Source organism: Cellulomonas sp. P24 (genome assembly GCF_024704385.1).
Taxonomy (GTDB): domain Bacteria; phylum Actinomycetota; class Actinomycetes; order Actinomycetales; family Cellulomonadaceae; genus JAJDFX01.
In genome coordinates this window covers 4068503-4086793 of sequence record NZ_JAJDFX010000002.1, presented here as the reverse complement: position 1 = coordinate 4086793, position 18291 = coordinate 4068503, and the positions used below count along the sequence as shown (strand labels likewise).

The window sequence follows — 18291 nt, the reverse complement described above, 5'->3', positions numbered from 1 at the left end:
GAGTGCCAATTGGCTCCGGCAAATTCACGATACCCGCCGCACGCACCGCGCCGCCGCCGCACGCGAGTGCCCCATTTGACCTACTCCATGCCCAAACCTCGACGTACGACGCGGTCTCCTCGACTTCAAATCCCACCGGTGTAATGCAGCTTCCATCTCCGGCGACGTACAGAACATTCAGAGACGTTGCGCCACTGTCGATAGAAACAAATCGCCATGGCATGCTTATCAGGTCGGATCGCTTTCCGGGACTTATGATCCGCACAGCGGTGGGCGCGGGGAGCCTCGATGCCCATTCTGGGACATCGCCCGCTTTCTGCGGGTCGATCACCGCGCCTTGCGGGAAACGTGCGATCGTGCTGTTCTCGCTCACCTGACGATAGATCGCAATCCCCGCGGCGAGGAAGACCAACACAACTGAGAAGACTATGGCCGTTCGGCCCCATGAGCGCCCCATGTACCCCCGCCCGTCTACGAAACAGCTGAACGGCTGCGAGCGAACGCCCGGCCTCGCCGTCAATACCCAGCCGCCCATCGCGCGAGATGGCGACAACGTCGAGTCCCGAATTGGCTCTTGCGGGTCGACGTTACCTGGCGCTAGCGTTGACGACAAGCACCACCAGCGGTCCAGCGTGGGAAGCCGCCGATCGACAACCTCGCGTGGTGGCGCGCCACGGTGACGCCTGCTTCGTGGACTGGCGCCGCCACATTGAGGGGGGCACAGTGTTGCGACCAAGGATGACGCGCAGGTGGATGGGCTCTTGGGGATCGATCGCCGCGCTCGGCGTGGTCGTTGGCTCCGGACTTTGGGTTGCGCCAGCGGACGCCATGTCGATCAGCCCGGACTACTCAACAAGTGACTCCTTGAATTTCGCTGCGCGCGCCGTCGCGGAGGCGCTCACAGAGAAGGTTCAGGGCGAGGCCGGGTTTGCCGGAATTCAGATCACAAACACCGGTGTCGAGCTTGACCATGTGGGCCCGCCGACGACACAGGTAAGCGAGGCCATAGCAGCATCGGCTGGTGTCGCGGCGAATCTGCTCACTTCCGCTCCTGGCGCTCCAGCAGACGGACGAGTTCCAGTGGTTGTTCGCCTCGTGAAGCGAACCCTCGCCCAAATGGCCAGCATCACGGGACAGATTGACACGGATCAATCACGACTCAAGACCGAAGGAATCGTGCTGTCAAGTTGGGGGCCGGACATCACGTCAAACACCGTTGTCGTCCACTTGTCGAACTACTCCCCAGCCAACGCCGCACTTATCACGGCTCGCTACGGAGACGCAGTGACGGTGGACGCGAGCAGTCAAAATGCGTCTGGAAGCGCTGGCCGCACAAATGACTCCGCCCCATGGTTCGGTGGCGACAAGATTGATCAAGGGTCTGGTTCTTGTACTTCATGGTTTTCCGCAAGCCGAGCGGGATCGTCGGTGGTTCCGACTGCCGGCCACTGCGGAGCGGGCGCATGGACAAACGGCGGCAACTCCGTCGGAAGCGTGGGTGTGCGTCAGTTCAGCGGGAACATGGACGGCGAACTCATCTTCGCGTCGTCCTCGGGCTACGTGTGGTCCGACCCGACTTCAACCCAGCGGCACGTGACCGGTGTGTCCTCCACCGACACCGTTGGAACACTCTTGTGTACCGATGGCGCAACTGACCGTGAGGTCTGTAGTGTCAGGATCTCGGCGACCGGGCAGAGCGTGTCATACGACGGGCAGACGATTACTGGCCTCGTGTCCGCGTTTCAGACGTGGTCACAGGCGGCATTCAGCGCTGGCGACAGCGGAGGGCCTGTGGAAGCAACGAGCGGCAGTTCATCGACCATCGCTGTTGGGATGGTCGAGGCGAGGCTCACGTCCGATGCTTCGCGTGGCTGGTACATGCCTGCGCGAACCGTTGATAGCGTCTTCGGGCTCACCGTGAAGACGTCGTGATCACGTCGATGACCCCCTGGGCCGCTTATGCCGTCGTGACCATCGGCCGGTCGTGAATGCCCTCCTGACTTGGGACGATAGGTGTTACCGAGGTCCGGTTGGGTCCCACAAGGTCTGACGCGCGACTAGGGCACTCTCGGCAGCGATTTGGCCGTCTGCGATGCCGACAAGAAGCACACCGCGTGCGTGGAGGTAACCCCCGCTCAATTCTCACCGCTGCCATGGTCCGATGCTGGGTAGGTCGACACCCTTGGTGTTCTTGGGCGTGGGGTCTTCGCCGTCGTCCCCGTCCCAGGCTCGGCCGTACTGGTCGGGGATGGATCCCCAGCCCCAGTAGGGCAACGGCCGGGTCGGGACGATGCCGAGCTGCTCGGCCGGGTCGATGCGCCGCGGGGCGACGGTGCACAGGTGCAGCCAGCTGTCACCGAGGTCGAACTCGTAGACGAACTGATCGCCCGCCTTGAGCCGACCGAGGGTCAGCCGTGCCCCGTCGAGGACCTCGTCGTCGACGTCGTCAGCCCACTCCGGGTCACCAATCCGGGGACCGTCGGCGAGGTAGAACTGGTGCAGATGCGAGCGGTCCCAGCGGGCGAACGCGTCATCGATCGCCGTGGCGAGCTGGTTGAACGTGTGGCTGCGGGCGGCAGCGAAGATCCGTCCCGGTCGGGGCCACAACTCATCGGCGCGACCGGATACGAGGTCGACGCGGATCGACAACCAGGTGCTGCTCACGCTCTGATCGTGTCAGACCGCGGCGGCTTCCAACGCCGCAGCCGCGTCTGCGGTGAGCTCCTGGGCGCGCTGGAGCGCACTGCTGATCCGCTCGACCTCCAGTTCGCGGGCAGCGAGCTGTCCGGCGGGTTCACCGGCCTCGCGGGCCCGCTCGAGCGCGCGCGTGTGGGACAGGAGCATCCGCCGGAAGATCGGGGTGGCGCTCTTTTTGGGCTGGGCGTGCCCGCAACCTAGGCAGACCAGCCCGCGGGGGCAGTGCTCACCGGTCGGCAGCGCACACATGTGGGTGCCCATGTCACGCATCGAGCAGTTCGCAGTGAACACCGCCCACTCCTGGTCTGTCGGCGCACGGTTGGCCGCAGGTCCGTAGACATCGCCGTACAGGCCCCGCATCGCGCGGCGGTACTCCTCGACGAGCTGGGTCGGGTAGAGCTTGGCGTAGATCATCACGGTGTTCACCGTGGCGTGTCCGAGCAGCGCCTGGATGACGTGTACCGGGGTGTTGCTATTGAGGTGTTCGGAGGCGAACACCCGCCGGCAGTCGTGTGGGGTCAGGGCCAGCGGCCGACCGTCGCTGTGGGTGGCGCCGGCGGCCAGCGACAGGGCGCTCAACCGGCCCCGGATGGTCTGGCTGTTCAGCGTGCTCGGGTGGGTTCGGCCCTGCAGCAGGTAGGGCGCGCACGGCAGTGCCCGCTTCTCGTGCTCATCCCTGCGGTCGCAGGCCGGGACGTGGTCGCTGCCGTAGAAGCCACGCACGTGCCGGATGATCTCGGCGATCACCCGGCCGAGCTGGTCTCCGATCGGGATCACCCGGGCCCGGTCGAACTTCGAGGGTTTGACGTGCAGCAGGTAGTACAACCTGCCGTCGGGCAACGCCCGCTTGAGGATGTCGAAGGTGGTCAGCTCGCAGGCCTCCTCGATCCGCAGCCCGCTGGTCAGCAGCAACTCCAGCAGCGCCCAGTCCCAGAACGCGATCCGTTCCGCACGCTGCAACCCCTCGCCGCTCTCGTCGATCCTCAGGGCCTGCTGGGTCTCATGCCAGCGACGCAGTGCGAACGCCCGGATGTTCGGGATCTCCCGTTCCAGGTCCAGCACGGTCCTGGTCAGGCGGGCTTCGGTGCGCTTGCGGGCGTCGGTGAAGCCGCTGTCGAGCAGGTCGTGGCGGGTCAGCGGGACCACGCTCGGGCAGTGCGCGGCGAACGGCGAGTCAGCTTCAGTTGCCCAGGTGCACAGGTCGGCGAAGAAGCACCGGACATCCACCAGCCAGGCGTGGGCGCTGGTGGTGTCCCCGCTGCCCTTGTGCCGTCCGCGTTGCACGGTCCTGGCCTGCTCCACCGCATGGCCGACGAAGCCACGCGCGTGTGCCGGGGTGATCTGCGCGCACGACGTCACCTGCGGATGGGTGGCCTGCAGGTATGTGAAGAAGTGCGCCAAGGCCCGGGCCTTGTGCTGCAACGTCGCGTAGTTGTCCGACAGTCGCCGGGAGTAGTGCTCCAAGTACAGACCAGCGACCTGCCGGAACATCTCCGGGACGCCCGCGACACCAGCAAGGTCTGCTGGCTCGCGCCGTCCAACGCTTCTCCAGCGCAAGGTGCCGCGCTGCGGGGTCCGGGTGAACACCCCGAGCTGGCAGAGCGCAGCGTCCAGGACGTCGGCGCCTTTGCCCCGACCGGCGGCGCGCAGATCCGCCTCGCTCAGCCCCGACAGCTCATCAACACCGCAGTGGAGCAGCGCCCGCAGTCCGCGATTGACCGCGTTCATCGCGAACATCGGTGTCCCGAACGGCAACGCCGCCGTTGCGGTCACCAGTTGCGCATGCGCGCTGGTCATGGGGTCGTCGAAAGGAAGACGTGCGACCCACTGCGTGGTGCGGGTCCAGGTGAGGAACGGCCACGACGGTCGGACCAGCCGCGAGGTCACCAACGCCCACATCCCCCACGTCCAGGTGTCGTGCACCGGTGGCCTCCCGTCACCGGTGAGCCACCGCGGCCAAACCTGCGCCTCGAACGCCTCCCAGCGATCGGCCAGCCGCTCGCCGGGCAGCCGGTCGAGCGCGTCCAGGGTGAACCCGGTCGCGCGCAGCATCCGCTGCCCCTGAGACCGATGACGAAACCGGTAGCCGGCGACCTCCGCACCCAGGTGCGCGAGCACGCCAGCGCGGTCGTAGGGAGCCACCGCGAGTTGCCGGGCGGCGGCCAGCTGCGCGGCGCGCCCGGTCATCGCTGCTCCTTGTTGACCAGTCGCGGATGGGCGAGTGCGTCGAGTTCCTCAATCGTGCGGAGGTCGTAATGGAACGCGTACTTCTCGCGGCCTGCGTGGGTTCTCGCGCGATCGATCACCGGCCGCTGCTCGAACGCCGACACGGCCTCGACGAGACTGTGGCGGTCGACGTGGGCATAGACATCGACAGTGGTCCCGACGTGACGATGTCCCAGGACGGCTTGGGCGACCGCGACACCGGAATGCTCCACCAGAGCAGTCGCGACGGTGTGACGGAACATGTGCGCTGTCACCGGGATCCCGACCTTGCCGGCCAGGTGCCGCAGCCCGGCCTCGAACGCCCCATACGACAACGGCCGGCCACGGCCACGTCGCGCACCGACCCACACCGCCTGAGTGGGCGGATCGCCGCGCTCGTCGCTCAGGTAACGGTCGAACGCGACCCAGAACGGTGCGGTGACCGGAACGCGATGCTCATCGCGCGCACCCTTCAACAGCACGGTCACGGTCGAGGTGCGCCGGTCCAGATCGGCCAGGGTCATCCCGAGCACGCCGTGCCGGCCGTGCTCGGGGCTCCAGTCACCGATCCGCTGACCGGTGCGCGACAACAGGATCAACAACGCCCGGTCACGCGCGGATGGCGCCGCGTCGATCAGTCGTTGCACGTCCGCCGGGTCCAGATCGCGTGGCAACTTGCGGGGCTCGCGCCGACGCAGCTCAGCGCGACCACGTACCGGTGCATCGCCGCCACCCGGGCGCCCGTGCCGTGGACCGACAGCCGGGGCCTGCGGCACCGGGCTGACCCTGTCAGCCCAGGTGCCCTCACCCGCCTCGGTGTCGCGGTCGATCAGGTAGCCGAAGAACGACCCCAACACGCTCAGCCGATGGTTCACCGTGCGGGGCGCGCGCCGTCCATCGGAACCCCTGGGCTGCTTGGACGTCAGCTCGACGACCGACGTGCGCTGCTCGCGTGGCGGTCGCCCGCCGGTGCGGTAGCCGCGGGCGAACGCATCGACGTAGACCTCCACATCTGCACGGGAGACACCCTCCAGCGACTGCTCACGCTCAGCGAGCCAGCAACCGAAGTCCTGCACGCCCAGTCGGTACGCGCGGGTCGTGTACGACCCGCGGCCCCGGCGGGCCAGATGCTCCAAGAACTCCTCGACAACCTGTGCCGGTACACCGAACTCGATGGTCATGACCGTTCCTACTCGACGCCGGACGCTACGAACAACCCCGCGTCCACGGGAACCTCAGACCAAGACCACGAAATCTCGAGAGAAGACCTCACCCAGACCGACGGCCAACCCCTACCCGACGTCGCCACCGAACCCCTGCACGGCCCCGCGCCGGAGCACCTCTGGGACCACCTCGCCACGCTCGCCAACGCCGACGGGTTCGGCCTCGAGCGTGGACCGTGTGGCGGCGCCAACGGCTACACGTCGTTCGGGCAACGCGTCGTGCGGGTCCGCGACGACGTCGACCCAGCGCAGGCCGTCAAGACCCTCGCCCACGAACTCGGCCACATCCGCGCCGACCACGAACACCGCTTCCCGGACTACGCCATCAACCACCGGTGCCGCGGACAGGCCGAGGTCGAAGCAGAGTCCATCGCCTACCTCGTCACCGCTTCCGCAGGTCTAGAGAGCGCCGCATACTCCGTGCCCTACGTAGCCGGATGGGCAGACGGCGACGCCAGCCGACTACGCGAAGCGGCGTCCCGCGCGATCGCCACCGCGGGCCGCATCGTCGAGCAGAGCGCGGATCACGAGGATTCCAAGCTCGACCAGTCGCGGGTCGTCCACATGGAGCGAGCGCCGGCCACCTGTTGTGCCCGCGTGGACGTTGACGCCACCGCAAGCATCAACTGAACCTCATCCAAAGCGTCGAGCGCACCGAACGGCTGGCAGTGGTTGCGAGCGGGCGCTCTAGGCGGACGAGTTCTCCGCAGCGCGCCGCCGGAGGATGTCCACGATGTCGGGGCGATAGCGCTGCTCAACACGGTGTCGAACGCCCTTCTGCATCTCCTTGATGAGGTTCTGGACCTTCCGAGCCTCGTCGAACTCGCCGCCAGCGCCGAAGAACGCGCGGAGCCAGCTCTCAACATCGAGCGGGTAGCCCTCGGCCGTAAACGCTCGGACAAGTTGAATTACCGCGTCCTTGCCGTTGCCTGAAGCGAGCCCGTTGTACTGCTCCGCCACCATGCTCTTGGCGGCCTCAAACTGGACAGGGTCCGGGGCCGGCGCTGCTACGCCGGTGTGTAGATCGACCCCGCGAAGCCCGTCCAGCATGGTGCGAATCGCCTCGGTGGGCGCCCAGACCATCACGAAGACGCGCGAGATTCGCCCCGCCACAATGACCTCACGGAGCGTCTCGCAATTCTGCTCGCCGTACGGGTGCAGAGCAACCATGCAGCCCCTGACGGCGTCGCCCGGGCGGCGCAGCTGGTCGACGTCCGCGAATGCCGCGATCTTGGGGGAAGGGGTGTTGCCGAGCAGGTACCCGACGAACTCGCGATCCGCGCTGTGCTCGTCCCTGTACTTCTTGAGGTCGTTCGTCGCCAACAGGAGCGGCAGGTCGCCGAGCCAGTCTCGGATGAGAGCACTCTGGGGCACCATCGCGGTGCCGTGCTGCGCCCAGTCTTCGCGCACCATGTAGGCGACATCAGTCATGAGGCGAGTATCTGCGCGATCACCGACATTGATGGGCCTGTAGGAGGGAATACGGCAAGATCCAGCTTGCGTCGTCGAAGGGGCGATCGCCGCAGACGCCGGTAGGCACGTCAGGTGGCTGCGCCAGCCTCCACGGAGAGCCACCGCGACCCGCTCACGAGCGACGGCAGACGGAAGTCCGGCGGGAGCACACGCGCACCCTCGCCGGCGTCGCAGAGCATCGACTGGAGCGGGCCGCTGGCGAGGTTGCCGGCGTGGCACACGGGGCATGTGCGTGCGTCCGTGCACTCCGCCTTACAGACGAGCGCGCGGACGTGTCGAAGCGCCGCAGCGGGTGTGTCCGCGCGGATGAGGTGCCAGTTGCCGCCCGTGGCCTCCCCCGCGAGCGCCGCCGCGATCTCCGGTCTCATCGGTTGCCAGATGCGGTCGGCGTCGACACGAACGAGGAACCGCCGGTCCAGCATCGTGGCACTATCGCGCCGCGGTGGGTTGGCCTCGAGGTACTCGAGCGCCGCGCCGCGGCTACCAGGGCCCCACAGGTAGCCCACTGGCGCAGCGGTCACTTCGAACCGCGAGTCGTACTCGTGGAGGTCCGCCGATCCGGGCCACGTGGCCATCACCAACGCGAACTGCGAGTAGCCGTCCCAGTCGCCTGGATCGGCGAGGTTGCGGGCCAAGGTCGCGCACGAGTCACCGTTCTCGCTCCAAGCCAACGCGACTGTGTGTCGTTCGACTGGTCCGGGATAGAGCCTGCCGCCTGGCGTGACGTGGCCCCACATGTGGTTGATGATCTCTGCGAGGTCGCGAAGGGTGAGCAACACGTCCCCTGGCCACAGGAGACGATACCCGTCGGGGTGCGCCACGTCGTTGCGTAGCTTCCTGATCACGTTTTCGGCTGCAGCGCTACGTTGCCCGAACAGGAACTCGAGCTCGCGAGCCCACACGATTAGTGCGCTGAACGATCCGTTGAACCGAACTGTGCTCTCGGCGCGGCCAGGCGGCTGGACCGCAATCTCGGCCCCTCTTCCCAATCTCCGGGCCTGGGCAACCACATCGCCGTACTTGTCGACGCGAGTGGGGTAGTCGCGCCCATTTCGCCGGAACTCGACGTAGCCATCGTGCTCGCGTTGGTGGTGCTCGACGAACCGATCACGCAGCGCCAGTTCGAGGACAAACAACACGCGGTCGTGGATCAGCGTGAAAAGGGAGTAGTGCAACAGCCCATACGGCAAGAGGCCGGCGAGCTCTGCGAACGCCCGTCTGGTGCCCTCCGCGACGTCATCGGCGAGACGCAGGCGCCCTGCCTCCTCGGCCCACATCGATGCCGAGTCCTCGGCTCGCATCGCAACACCCAGACCGAGTCCCCACGGCGTGACGGCCAGCGTCCGCGAATCGGGTGTCTGCAGGCCAACAAGTGCGCTCGCTCCGTCGACTGCGTGGCCGCCGCCCGCGTCGCGGTCAGCCCGGTCAACCATCCAGACCCCCGCTGTACGCCTGGATACAGAGCCCGAGGAGGGCGACACGGCCATTGACGACCTCGTCGAGGTCAACCTCCGGGAAGCGATCGAAACTCCCAAGGTCCGCTTCGACCCGAGTCCAGAACCGCGCGATGTCCGAGAGCGTCTTGAGCGCATCCACGAACAGGTCGACATCGGGGTCAAGGTCGGGATCGGCCAGGTAGGACGCGAGCTCGTGGGTCAGCCGGTGCCGGTGTGCGTAGATGTCATCGAGGCGCTTCGCCTGCTCGCTCGTAACGGCATCCATGCTCTGAAGCCACAGCAGCGATGCCTCGAACGGCTTGCCGAGCGCGAGCTCAAGGACCTCGCGACGATACTCACTTTCCCCAGACGCGGGGAGCCAGACGCCGTCGGCGACAAATCCGAAGAACCCCTTCACATCGTCGAGGACCATGCTCTTGATCATCTCGTGCGTGAGCTGAAACAAGCCCGCGAATGTGAGGGTTGCGCGGAGAGCGGCCGGTTGTAGCTTCGCCCGGAGCCGAGCCTCGCGCGCTGACGTCTCGCCCACGACCGATCAGCCCGGGAGGTTTCGCGGATCGTTGCCCGGGTCGATAGTGTCCTTCGCGCGGAACCTGCCGTTCCGTCCGCTGATGGTCACCTCACCGCCCCCCTGGTTGGCGACGATCTGCTTCGCCCGCGCAATTGCTTGTGCCTGCGTGTCGGTGTGCGCGGACGCGCGCTTGCCCCCGCCCTTCACGTCCCAGCCGCCGGCCCGGTTCGGTACGACGTTTCGGTTCGCTGCCACTGGTCTCAACTCCCAATGTTGGCCACCACGCGTTTCGGACACGTCGACTATCCCACCCGGCACCGACAGCGCCCGGCGAAGAATCCCGTCGCGGCCCGTCCGTGTCGAGGGGGTGCGGGTCTTGGCCGCTTATCACGTACTCGGAGCCACCTGCAGCACGCTTCAGATGGGCATCTCGACACCGAGCTCGTCACGGTTCGCGTCGATGAAGGCGACTACCTCTTGTGTTGGCGATCGACCTCCGCCCCCAAAGAGACCCGCGGTGTCAACGTCGCCCGAAAGTGAACCCCGTGTCGTCGGGGCCAGGGGGTCAGTCTTCAGCCGACGTCGACTCGCGGCCCTCGAATCCACACACGAGCGCCCGGGCCAGAGCGCTGCTGTGATGCCACCACAGGCTGCGCCGCATCTTCCTCTCGCGGAGGCAGAAGCCAGGTGGCTGCAGACATTCCGACTTCGCGGGCCGGGCGACCGCGTCGCTCAAATGCTCGGAGGGCCGACGCTCGCACATGCCCGATGAGCGGTCGATCCGACAGGCGCGGGCTCGGATCGCTGCCTCGACCGTTGTGCGCTCAACGCGGTGAACCGCCAGATCGCGGGCAACCACCTCAACCACGCACTCCTTCAGTAGAAGGAGGTAGTGCGTGAGGCCATCGAAAAGCGAGGCGCTGTGCATCGGATGGATGCGGTTCTGCAGCTCCAGTCCGGCGATGAGTTCGCTGTCATGGACGATGCCCGGCCAAACCAGACCGTGCAGGCCCCTGATCCACAGCCGATGCCCGCTGCGCCTGGTCGTTCGGCGGCGCCATGGACGCGTCGAGACAACCGGTCCACTTCAAGACCACGCAGCGTATGTCGGGGTCGTTGGGGGTCCACGCACCCATCACACCCGGGTCCAGACGTGCTCCTTTGCGTGTCGTCTCCACTCACGAGATCGCCCGCACACCTCCGGCCTTGTCGTCACGGATGCGTGACTACCAGGTACCCGAAGATGGCGACCACGGCCGTCAGGATCAATCCGACCGCGACGCGGACAGGTGCGCGGTGCGTCCAGCGGACCAGCCAGAACGGTGACGCGACGACGAGCCCGGCAACGAGGGCAAGTACCCCGACGGCGATCGGCGAAACCCGGTCCCCCCACCTGCACTCGGTGAGGCCGCACCACTGGAACGACGCGAAGCCCAGCGCGAGGAGAGCGCCTATGACACTGAGCGGAAGCGCCAAGATCAGATGCAGCACACCGCGACGCGGCGCCGGCCTTCCTGGCGGGATCACGCTCACTGTGCACCCTGCCGGACGCTGACAGCACCGGAGGTGCTGACGCACCCACCGGACAGGGTGCCATCGATCGAGCTCGGCCCGTTCACCACGAGAGCGAGCACCGCGGCGACGACAACCCGGGCCCCCGTCGACAGGTCACGCCAGGCATGGGCGGCGCGACGGGATCCGCAAGTGGGTGCAACCGGCGCGGTCATGAGAACCCCCTGATGAGCCGGATGACCCCATGCCACCGACGACGACTGAAATGGGCACCGAGCCAGGCGAAGGCCGAGGGGAGCGCCGGCGGCGCCACGCCATCGGCGTGTCGCCTCGGCGCCATTCAAGCACTCGGGCTCGAGCTCGGTACCGGACCCGTCCTCCAAAACTCCAGATCATCCGCATCTACCGCAGTCGGGTCTGGTGCTACGCGGTGTACTGCTTCGGTAGTGCAGAGAGTGTCAACGTGAGCACGATGAGAAGCTGGCTGCGGCTCTCTCTGCCTCCCTACTCGAACTCATGTCGTGACGAGAATGCTCGCGCCGCCGTGAACGGCCAGAAATCCGCATTGCGAGTTCGGATCAGACGGCGGCGATGAGTTCGGGTCCGTTGTTGCGGACGGCCCCGACGGCCGGGCCGACTTGGCGGGTCTGCAGGACGGGCGCGGGTAGGGACCGCAGGAGCTCGTCGACCTCGGTGGTGTCCTGCAGGTGGGTGTCCAGCCACTGGTCGTACCGGTCGGGTGGGATGAACACGGGGGTGCGGTCGTGGATGTGCCCCAGGGCGTCGGTGGCTGTGGTGGTCGCGATCGTGGCGGTCCACATCCACTTCTTCGGGTCGTCCTCCGCCAAGGCCGGGTCCGGCCACAGCTCGTACAGTCCCGCGGCGGCCAGCAGACCTTCGTCTTCGGCGTGCAGGAAGTACGGGGTCTTGGTGCCGTCGGGGTTCTTCATCCACTCGTAGTACCCGTCCATCGGGACCAGGCAGCGCCGGCGGGCCGCGGCGGCCTTGAACGACGGCTTGTCGGTGAGCGTCTCGGACCGCGCGTTGATCATCCTCGAGCCGATCTTCGGGTCCTTCGCCCACGACGGCACGAGCCCCCAGCGGACCCGGCGCATCTGGCGCACCGGCGCGGCGTCGGGCTCCTCCCGGGGTGGGCGCTCGAGCACCACGCGGATGCCCTGCATGGGGGCGACGTTCCACGACGGGTCGCGTTCCTCACCCAGGATCTGCTGGACCATCAGGGCACGGGCAATCTCGTCGTCACGCCGGAAGCTCGCGTACCTTCCGCACATCGGCCCAGGTTCGCATCCCCGCCGCGGGTCCGCCAGCGTTCAACGGCGCACGACGTGCTCGGCGTGCACCCAGGCGAACCCGATCCGCACCCGCACGTCACGAACCTGCACGTGCACCAGCTGACCGGCCCAGCCGACCGCGATCGTGTCGAGGAGCTCGGTGCCGTCCCGCTGCCAGATCAGTCGGACCCGGACAGGGATCGGAGTGGCGAGCTCGTGCTGCCGGCGCCGGTCGGGGATCGCGCGGGCGTTGGTGATCGGCTGCCAGCTGTCACAGTGGGCGTACCAGGTCTCCTGACGCTGATCCTCACCCACCAGCACAGTGTGCGACGCGCCTCAGACAGGTCGTCGGTGCGAGTGCCATCGCTGAGCCCGTTAGCCGCGGTGTTCGCCGGGTCGGCATCCGGTGCGTGCGACCCAGTCGGCGAGGCGGGTGCGGGCGAGGGCGAGGCGTTCGTGCCAGGTCAGGGCGGCGTCGGCGTGGGCGGTGGTGGCGTAGGCCCCTTCCCAGGCCAGGTGCAGAGCGGATAGTTCTTCGACGAGTTCCCAGTGCCGGGCCCAGCATTCGGGGACGAAGCGGCGGTCCAGGGAGTAGTGGTCGACGAGCCAGGTGACCCACAGCTCGAGGTCTTCGAACAGGTGGCGGCAGCTCTCGGGGGTATGCGCGGCCCACAGGATCGGCAGCGGTGGGCCGCCGGGCTGATGCAGGACCGGGTCGGGGAAGAACGGGTCGCGCCCGGCGTCCGAGGTAATCGGGTTCACAATGTCCTGCTCCATTCGTTGGCGTCGCGCGTGAGCACCGGGGCGACCTGTCGAGGTGGTTCGGGTGCCGGCATCGGGGTGGGTCCCTCGACGTAGTCGTGACGGGCCGCGATCGCGGTTACCTGCGTGCGCCAGGCTGCTCTCGCGGCGTCGTCGTCGGGTTCGGGTCCGAGGCGTCCCATCCAGGCGGGCTCGGTGCGGATCGCATGCTCGGTCAGGGCGTCGAGGCGCGCCGCGATGAGCTCGTCGACCTGGGCCAGGGTCATTGCGGCGCCGGGCGACATCTCGGCGTACTCCCCTACGCCGACGATGGCGCGGGGGTCGGCGACCTTGGTGTGCAGCCAGGCAGCGACACGGGTATGCAGGACGGCCGCGATGTCCCGGGCCGGGTCTTCGACCGAGTCCAGGGGCCGGCTGTCGATCAGGTCGCGCAGAACACTCGTCATGGGGTAACCGGCGGCGGTGCCGCGGTCCAGGGCGGTGAACAGCGGCCCGCGGGCCGGTGAGGCGAGCACCGCGGTGACATGGTCGGGCGTCAGGCCCGCGGCGGGCAGGGCGGCGGTCCAGTGCCTGGCGGCGGCGTCGGCGAGCAGGGTGTGGCGGATGGGTTCGAGGCGTTTGAGGGACTCGGCCTGGTTCTGGCGGTCGGCGATCATCTGGGTTGCGGACCGTTCGGCGCCGGTGGTGGCCAAGATGGTCTCCAGGACCTCGCCCCCACCGGGTGCTGCGTGCGTATCGGGCAGGTAGTCGCACGTCGGGTCCGTGTCGTCCAGCGCGACGTAGACGTGGTTGTTGTCGCGCCCGCGGGTCATCGCAACATACAGGTTCTCGCGCACCATGCCGGGGGCCGCCAGGACGTGGGCGTGGTCCACGGTGATGCCCTGGGCGCGGTGGGTGGTGGTGGCGTACCCGAGGTCGACGTACGCGTTCACGTAGTCCGTGGGCAGGATCACATCGGCCCGCTCGTCGCTGGCTGATTGCCCGGCGTGGGTGCCGGCGCGGGCCAGTCTGGTGACCGTGAGCGACCCGTCGGCGCCGAAGGCGTTGACGTGCCACAGGTCGCCGTTGCGGACGTACCCGCCCGGGGTCTTCAGGCGCCGGTTGTTGGCCCGGGTCACGACCTGGTCCCCGACCCCGATGAGCGTCCCATCCGATGTGGTCACCCCGGACGCGCTGACCAGACCGTCGGTGACGCGGTCGTTGTGGGCCCGGGTGTTCAACGCGGACACGGTCGCCGCGTCAGCGGCCAGCAGGATCGCGGGAACGCCCGCCTCGGTGTCGGTCTGCCAGGCGGTGTAGGCCTGTTCGCACATGGCCTCGGCGGCCCCGGCGCTGATCCGGTCGTGGTCGGCGTACGCGTCCAGGACCCGAGTGTTCCCGGTGCGCAGGCCTCGCGTAGCGGCCGCTTCCCACCGGTGGGTGAACCTCCACAACGACGTCAATTGCGCCGGTCGGCCGCGTTCGGCGAGCAGGTTGAACGCTCCCCCGGCATCGACGGCCGACAGCTGGGCGTGGTCGCCCACGAGCAGGACCTTTGCCCCGGCCCTGGTGGCCTGGGCGGTCAGGGCGTCCACGGTGGCGGTCCCGGCCAGGGACGCCTCGTCCAGGATGATCAGCTGATCAGGGCGCATGGCCCACCGGGCGGATTCAGTACGCAGGGTGTTGATCGCGGTGTCGATCGTGCGCAGTCTCCCCAGCCCCGACGCACCTTTGGTCTGGGTGCGCTCGATGGCCAGGCGCTGCAGGTACGCGGCCCGCAGGGTGGCGCCGGGCCCGGTGGACTCGTACAACCACTTCGCGGTGTTCTCACACCCGACCCCCAGGGCATCGGCGAGCTCGGCGGCGGCAGTCGCCGACGGCGCCAACCCCAGGACCGTCCCCCGCCCGTGGGTCTGCTCCCACACCGTCTTGAGCGCGGCCAGGGTGGTCGTCTTGCCCGTGCCGGCCGGACCCACCAGCACGTCAACCCGCCGCCCCGACATCGCGATCGCGGTAACGGCGTCGACCTGATCGGGGGCCAGGTGGACCGTGCGCCCGTCGGTGCGGATCAACGGCCGACTGGTGACCGCCTCGACGGCGTGGGCGACCGGAGCGGCAGCGTCCTCGGCCGCGCCAAGGAGCCGGGCCTCGGCCTCCAGGACTTGGGTGTGGGTGTACCGGGCTTCCCCGGGGCGGGTGAACACCGACGTGCCATCCGGGCGCTGGTATTCGGGCGGAACGGTGAACAGCTCGGGGGTTCCAGGCTCACACACCCCGCAAGCACGGCGTCGGCCACCCGGTCCAGCAAGCTGATGCGGTCGGCCGCGGTCGCCATCCGCAGACCCCGCGTGGTCCGGGCCGCCTCGGCCAGCACGTTCCACCTCGTCCATGTAGAACGCCGCGTCATCACCTGCCCAGTGGTGTGCTCGGCCAGGTGGGCGACGACGCCGGCAGGCACCTGCGCCGCCGTGATTGCGCTCGTGCGCGAGGCCACCAGGACCGCGGCCGTGAGCTCCTCCGGGGTCTTGCCGGTGCGCGCTGTCGCCCGCGCCCGCCAGGTTTCCAGCAGGTCGCGCAACGGGTGAACGTGCTTTCCCGGGCGGGTGGCGCGGGTGACCTGCTGGCGCAGGCGGGTGACTTCAATGCGGTTCGGACCCCGCCCGCGGGCGGCGTAGAAGTTCGCGACGGCGCCCGTCATCGCTTCGTCTATTTGGGTGGTGCGGGTGGAGAAATCCCGCATCAGATCCTCATCGACCCCGTCCAGTTCGAACCCGGGCGAGCGGCGCGGGCCGCGATGACGCCATCCCCACGCCACCGGCAACCGGGCCGCCAGGTGGTCGGCGAATAGGTCGTCATAGACCTCCGAGACCGTCACGACCGCGTGGTGCAGGGCCCGGGAGTCCACCGACAACCACCGACCGTCGACGCCCTGGACCTTGTTCGCGATCACCACATGGGTGTGCAGGTTCGGATCTCCGGCCCGGGAGTCCCAGTGGTCGAACGCCGCCGCCAGCACCCCACGCGTCGGGCGCTGCTCACACCCACCCGTGCCGGTCCGAGTGAACAGAGCCGACCGCTCGACGAACCCCAACGCGTCCTCTACCGCTGCCTGGTGCGCTGCCAGGACCGCGCGCCCAGTCGCGACGTCGGCCACCGCCCACAACGTCGAAACCGACTTCGGCGGCGTGAACGTCAGATCGAACCCCGCCACCGCACCTGCGTGCGGCTTGGACAGCTCCACGCGGGTGACGGTCTCCACCGCCTTCGCCCGCGCCTCGGTCGTCATCGCGCCGGGGAGATCGGCGACCTTGGCCGCGATGCGCTCGGCGACCGGGGTGAAGACCGGGTACGCGCGCCCCAATGCTGTCCCGGTCACGGGATCCTTGCCGGTGCCGAACAGGTTCGCCATTGCCGGCTCAGTGATCGTGCTCCCCACCGCCAGACCGGCACCATCTGCCACTCCAGACAGCCCCGCCCCGATCCAGCGCCCGGGCGGGTTGCCCGTGTCGGTGAAGTACGCCGTCAACGGCGACGCCGTCGTGCGGTCACAGTCCCCCGAGGCGGTGTGCTTGAGCAGGTACTGGAAGCCCGCACCCGCCGACAACCGGTGCATCGTCATCACCATCGCCGACCACCGCCCGCAGGCACGTGATACCTCGAAACCGGGCGGCGGCGGGCGAAACGACAGGTCCTCACACAACGAGGTATGCGGATTGCGCCGCAACACGCGAGGCTGCGCGGACTGGGAGCGTTCCGGGAGCAAGACGAACCTCGGCGACGCGACGCTGACCGTCACCGTGTGCGTTGAGCCCTCCGCCAAGGAATCGAGCCAAATGGGAACCTTGCGGAACCGTTGGCGGAGGCACGTGACCTGCGGTGATGGGAATGGGTGGTGACGACCGCCGTGAGCAAGTGCGCAAAGTCCGTTGACGCAGTCGACATGCTCGGCTGATCTTGGAGTAGTGGCGGGCTACCACCTCCGCGTCGAACGGAGCCGAAAAGACTAGGTCACAACTCGCCAGACGCGACTCACCTGCCGCTTTCGCGCAGGTAGTCGGGCGGCAGGCCTATCCCGGGCGGACAACACCGTCACGACTCGTATGCCGCGGACTCGAGCCGGTCGGTTCGCGACGCCTCAGCCTGACGGAGAACACTAACGGCGAGGAGCACCGACTCCAGGGCATTCGCCTCGGTGTACTGCTCGAGACTCAACACGTGCGCGACGGCGTGACGGTTCGGACGCGAGGGAACGCGGTCCCCTCGGTCCACACGGAACTGCTCAAGGGCCGGGGCGGCCGCTAGGAGCATGAACGTTACGCCGAGGTCCCTGATGAGGGCGGTGCCGCGGGGCGCGGTGAGCTTCGACAACTCCTCATCTAGGCGCGCCTGAAGTTGCTTGAAGGTCTTCGAGCCGGTCTCACCCATGGTTACGATCGCCGCGACCTGCAGCGCGAGCGACTGGGCCGGGTACGGGAAGGATGGAAGGCAGTCGAGGGCCTGCTCGGCAAGCAAACGCGAAGTTGCCAGATCGCTGGAGTGGACTTCCGCGAGAACTGCTTGCGCGTGAGCGAGAACCTGGTCCCGCCGGGAGAGAAGAAGCGCTTGACGCGCCAGCCGGTCGGGCGCTGACGCAAGCGCGGCCAGCGTCTCGCAGTCGGGGACCCAGAGAACTGGGAAGCCGTCAGTGACGAGCCGGACGGCTTCGGTGTATCCGGCGAGGCCCGACCAGTTCTCGGGACGCTGAGCTTCGATCCGTGCGACTGTCGTTGCGGTCGTGGCCACGGTCGCAGCCACACCCGCAAGGATCTTTCCAGCGACGGTGGCGACTCGTCGCACCCTCGACGGCGGCAGGGACGCCTCGGCGGGTGCATCGTCCGCGGAGCTCGGCCTGCCAAGAGCCCATCGGAGCACCGCCCGCGCGAGTACCTCGATCTGCTCCGCTTGCTCGGCCGTTACAGGGACCCGCGACCGGACTGTCGAGACTTCTCCGTCGTCGCTAACAGGCATGGCAAGACAGTAGGGCCAGCCGCCGACACGGACGCGAACGGTCAACCTCACTGCGACATAGCCGGCTCGATGAGGCGACACCGCCCACGCGGCGGCTGAGGGCGTTCTGGGCCGACTAACCCCGGACTCAGCGACGAAACGCAGGTCGACGAGGCCCATAGGGAATCGCCAAC

At 68.0% G+C, this 18291-nt stretch carries 16 protein-coding genes and 1 other annotated feature; of the genes, 2 read left to right on the top strand and 14 right to left on the bottom strand.

All coding sequences use genetic code 11. The features are described 5' to 3' along the window. Window positions 1-753 precede the first annotated feature (753 nt). Window positions 754-1932, top strand: a complete 1179-nt coding sequence (locus LJB74_RS19025) for a S1 family peptidase (protein ID WP_259307743.1) — start codon at window positions 754-756, stop codon at window positions 1930-1932. Between the two features lie 210 nt (window positions 1933-2142). Here the strand turns inward: LJB74_RS19025 and LJB74_RS19020 are convergent, their stop codons facing one another. The 3 genes from LJB74_RS19020 to LJB74_RS20955 are packed head-to-tail and all read right to left on the bottom strand — an operon-like array spanning window position 2143 to window position 6083. Next, window positions 2143-2664 (bottom strand): plasmid pRiA4b ORF-3 family protein, encoded by a 522-nt coding sequence (locus LJB74_RS19020; protein WP_259307742.1) that lies wholly within the window; start codon window positions 2662-2664, stop codon window positions 2143-2145. A gap of 12 nt (window positions 2665-2676) precedes the next feature. Continuing rightward, the gene (locus tag LJB74_RS19015) at window positions 2677-4884 is read right to left on the bottom strand and encodes a site-specific integrase (RefSeq protein WP_259309996.1); all 2208 of its coding nucleotides are present in this window, start codon (window positions 4882-4884) and stop codon (window positions 2677-2679) included. Beyond that, window positions 4881-6083 (bottom strand): tyrosine-type recombinase/integrase, encoded by a 1203-nt coding sequence (locus LJB74_RS20955; RefSeq protein ID WP_396125127.1) that lies wholly within the window; start codon window positions 6081-6083, stop codon window positions 4881-4883. The genes LJB74_RS19015 and LJB74_RS20955 overlap by 4 nt, the downstream gene beginning before the upstream one ends. On the opposite strand from LJB74_RS20955, the gene LJB74_RS20950 reads away from it, so the two are divergent. Next, the gene (locus tag LJB74_RS20950; protein WP_396125198.1) at window positions 6030-6755 is read left to right on the top strand and encodes a hypothetical protein; all 726 of its coding nucleotides are present in this window, start codon (window positions 6030-6032) and stop codon (window positions 6753-6755) included. The two genes, LJB74_RS20955 and LJB74_RS20950, sit on opposite strands and share 54 nt — an antisense overlap. A 57-nt stretch (window positions 6756-6812) precedes the next feature. Here the strand turns inward: LJB74_RS20950 and LJB74_RS19000 are convergent, their stop codons facing one another. The 11 genes from LJB74_RS19000 to LJB74_RS18950 form a co-directional block, all read right to left on the bottom strand. Further along, the gene (locus tag LJB74_RS19000) at window positions 6813-7556 is read right to left on the bottom strand and encodes a hypothetical protein (RefSeq protein ID WP_259309995.1); all 744 of its coding nucleotides are present in this window, start codon (window positions 7554-7556) and stop codon (window positions 6813-6815) included. Window positions 7557-7666: 110 nt separating this feature from the next. Continuing rightward, a complete protein-coding gene (locus LJB74_RS18995) occupies window positions 7667-9031 on the bottom strand; it encodes a hypothetical protein (RefSeq protein ID WP_259309994.1) in 1365 nt (454 codons plus the stop codon). After that, window positions 9024-9584: a hypothetical protein gene (locus LJB74_RS18990; RefSeq protein ID WP_259309993.1), complete on the bottom strand. Its 561-nt coding sequence runs from the start codon at window positions 9582-9584 to the stop codon at window positions 9024-9026. Before LJB74_RS18990 ends, LJB74_RS18995 begins: the two co-directional genes overlap by 8 nt. Before the next feature lie 6 nt (window positions 9585-9590). Beyond that, entirely contained in the window at window positions 9591-9821 is a 231-nt protein-coding gene (locus LJB74_RS18985) for a DUF2188 domain-containing protein (protein ID WP_259309992.1), read from the bottom strand. 141 nt (window positions 9822-9962) lie between these two features. Next, window positions 9963-10079 (bottom strand) — a sequence feature (AL1L pseudoknot). Window positions 10080-10778: 699 nt separating this feature from the next. Then, window positions 10779-11057: a hypothetical protein gene (locus LJB74_RS18980; RefSeq protein WP_259309991.1), complete on the bottom strand. Its 279-nt coding sequence runs from the start codon at window positions 11055-11057 to the stop codon at window positions 10779-10781. 599 nt (window positions 11058-11656) lie between these two features. Beyond that, window positions 11657-12370, bottom strand: coding sequence for an SOS response-associated peptidase (locus LJB74_RS18975; protein WP_259309990.1), 714 nt, complete (start codon window positions 12368-12370; stop codon window positions 11657-11659). Between the two features lie 39 nt (window positions 12371-12409). Beyond that, window positions 12410-12685 (bottom strand): hypothetical protein, encoded by a 276-nt coding sequence (locus tag LJB74_RS18970; RefSeq protein ID WP_259309989.1) that lies wholly within the window; start codon window positions 12683-12685, stop codon window positions 12410-12412. A gap of 60 nt (window positions 12686-12745) precedes the next feature. After that, complete coding sequence (locus LJB74_RS18965) at window positions 12746-13132, bottom strand: hypothetical protein (RefSeq protein ID WP_259309988.1); 387 nt, start codon at window positions 13130-13132, stop codon at window positions 12746-12748. After that, complete coding sequence (locus LJB74_RS18960; protein ID WP_396125239.1) at window positions 13129-15114, bottom strand: ATP-dependent RecD-like DNA helicase; 1986 nt, start codon at window positions 15112-15114, stop codon at window positions 13129-13131. Before LJB74_RS18960 ends, LJB74_RS18965 begins: the two co-directional genes overlap by 4 nt. A 65-nt stretch (window positions 15115-15179) precedes the next feature. Next, the gene (gene mobF / locus LJB74_RS18955; protein WP_259309987.1) at window positions 15180-16736 is read right to left on the bottom strand and encodes a MobF family relaxase; all 1557 of its coding nucleotides are present in this window, start codon (window positions 16734-16736) and stop codon (window positions 15180-15182) included. A 464-nt stretch (window positions 16737-17200) separates the two neighbouring features. Then, window positions 17201-18118 (bottom strand): hypothetical protein, encoded by a 918-nt coding sequence (locus LJB74_RS18950; protein WP_259309986.1) that lies wholly within the window; start codon window positions 18116-18118, stop codon window positions 17201-17203. Between the last annotated feature and the right edge of the window lie 173 nt (window positions 18119-18291).

Bases quoted from the DNA above. Each gene is read 5' to 3' on its own strand.
- LJB74_RS19025 (WP_259307743.1), top strand. From the start codon at position 754: ATGGGCTCTTGGGGATCGATCGCCGCGCTCGGCGTGGTCGTTGGCTCC.
- LJB74_RS19015 (WP_259309996.1), bottom strand. From the start codon at position 4,884: ATGACCGGGCGCGCCGCGCAGCTGGCCGCCGCCCGGCAACTCGCGGTG.
- LJB74_RS20950 (WP_396125198.1), top strand. From the start codon at position 6,030: ATGCTCCAAGAACTCCTCGACAACCTGTGCCGGTACACCGAACTCGAT.
- LJB74_RS20955 (WP_396125127.1), bottom strand. From the start codon at position 6,083: ATGACCATCGAGTTCGGTGTACCGGCACAGGTTGTCGAGGAGTTCTTG.
- LJB74_RS19000 (WP_259309995.1), bottom strand. From the start codon at position 7,556: ATGACTGATGTCGCCTACATGGTGCGCGAAGACTGGGCGCAGCACGGC.
- LJB74_RS18995 (WP_259309994.1), bottom strand. From the start codon at position 9,031: ATGGTTGACCGGGCTGACCGCGACGCGGGCGGCGGCCACGCAGTCGAC.
- LJB74_RS18975 (WP_259309990.1), bottom strand. From the start codon at position 12,370: ATGTGCGGAAGGTACGCGAGCTTCCGGCGTGACGACGAGATTGCCCGT.
- LJB74_RS18960 (WP_396125239.1), bottom strand. From the start codon at position 15,114: ATGTCGGGGCGGCGGGTTGACGTGCTGGTGGGTCCGGCCGGCACGGGC.
- mobF (WP_259309987.1), bottom strand. From the start codon at position 16,736: ATGGTGATGACGATGCACCGGTTGTCGGCGGGTGCGGGCTTCCAGTAC.
- LJB74_RS18950 (WP_259309986.1), bottom strand. From the start codon at position 18,118: ATGCCTGTTAGCGACGACGGAGAAGTCTCGACAGTCCGGTCGCGGGTC.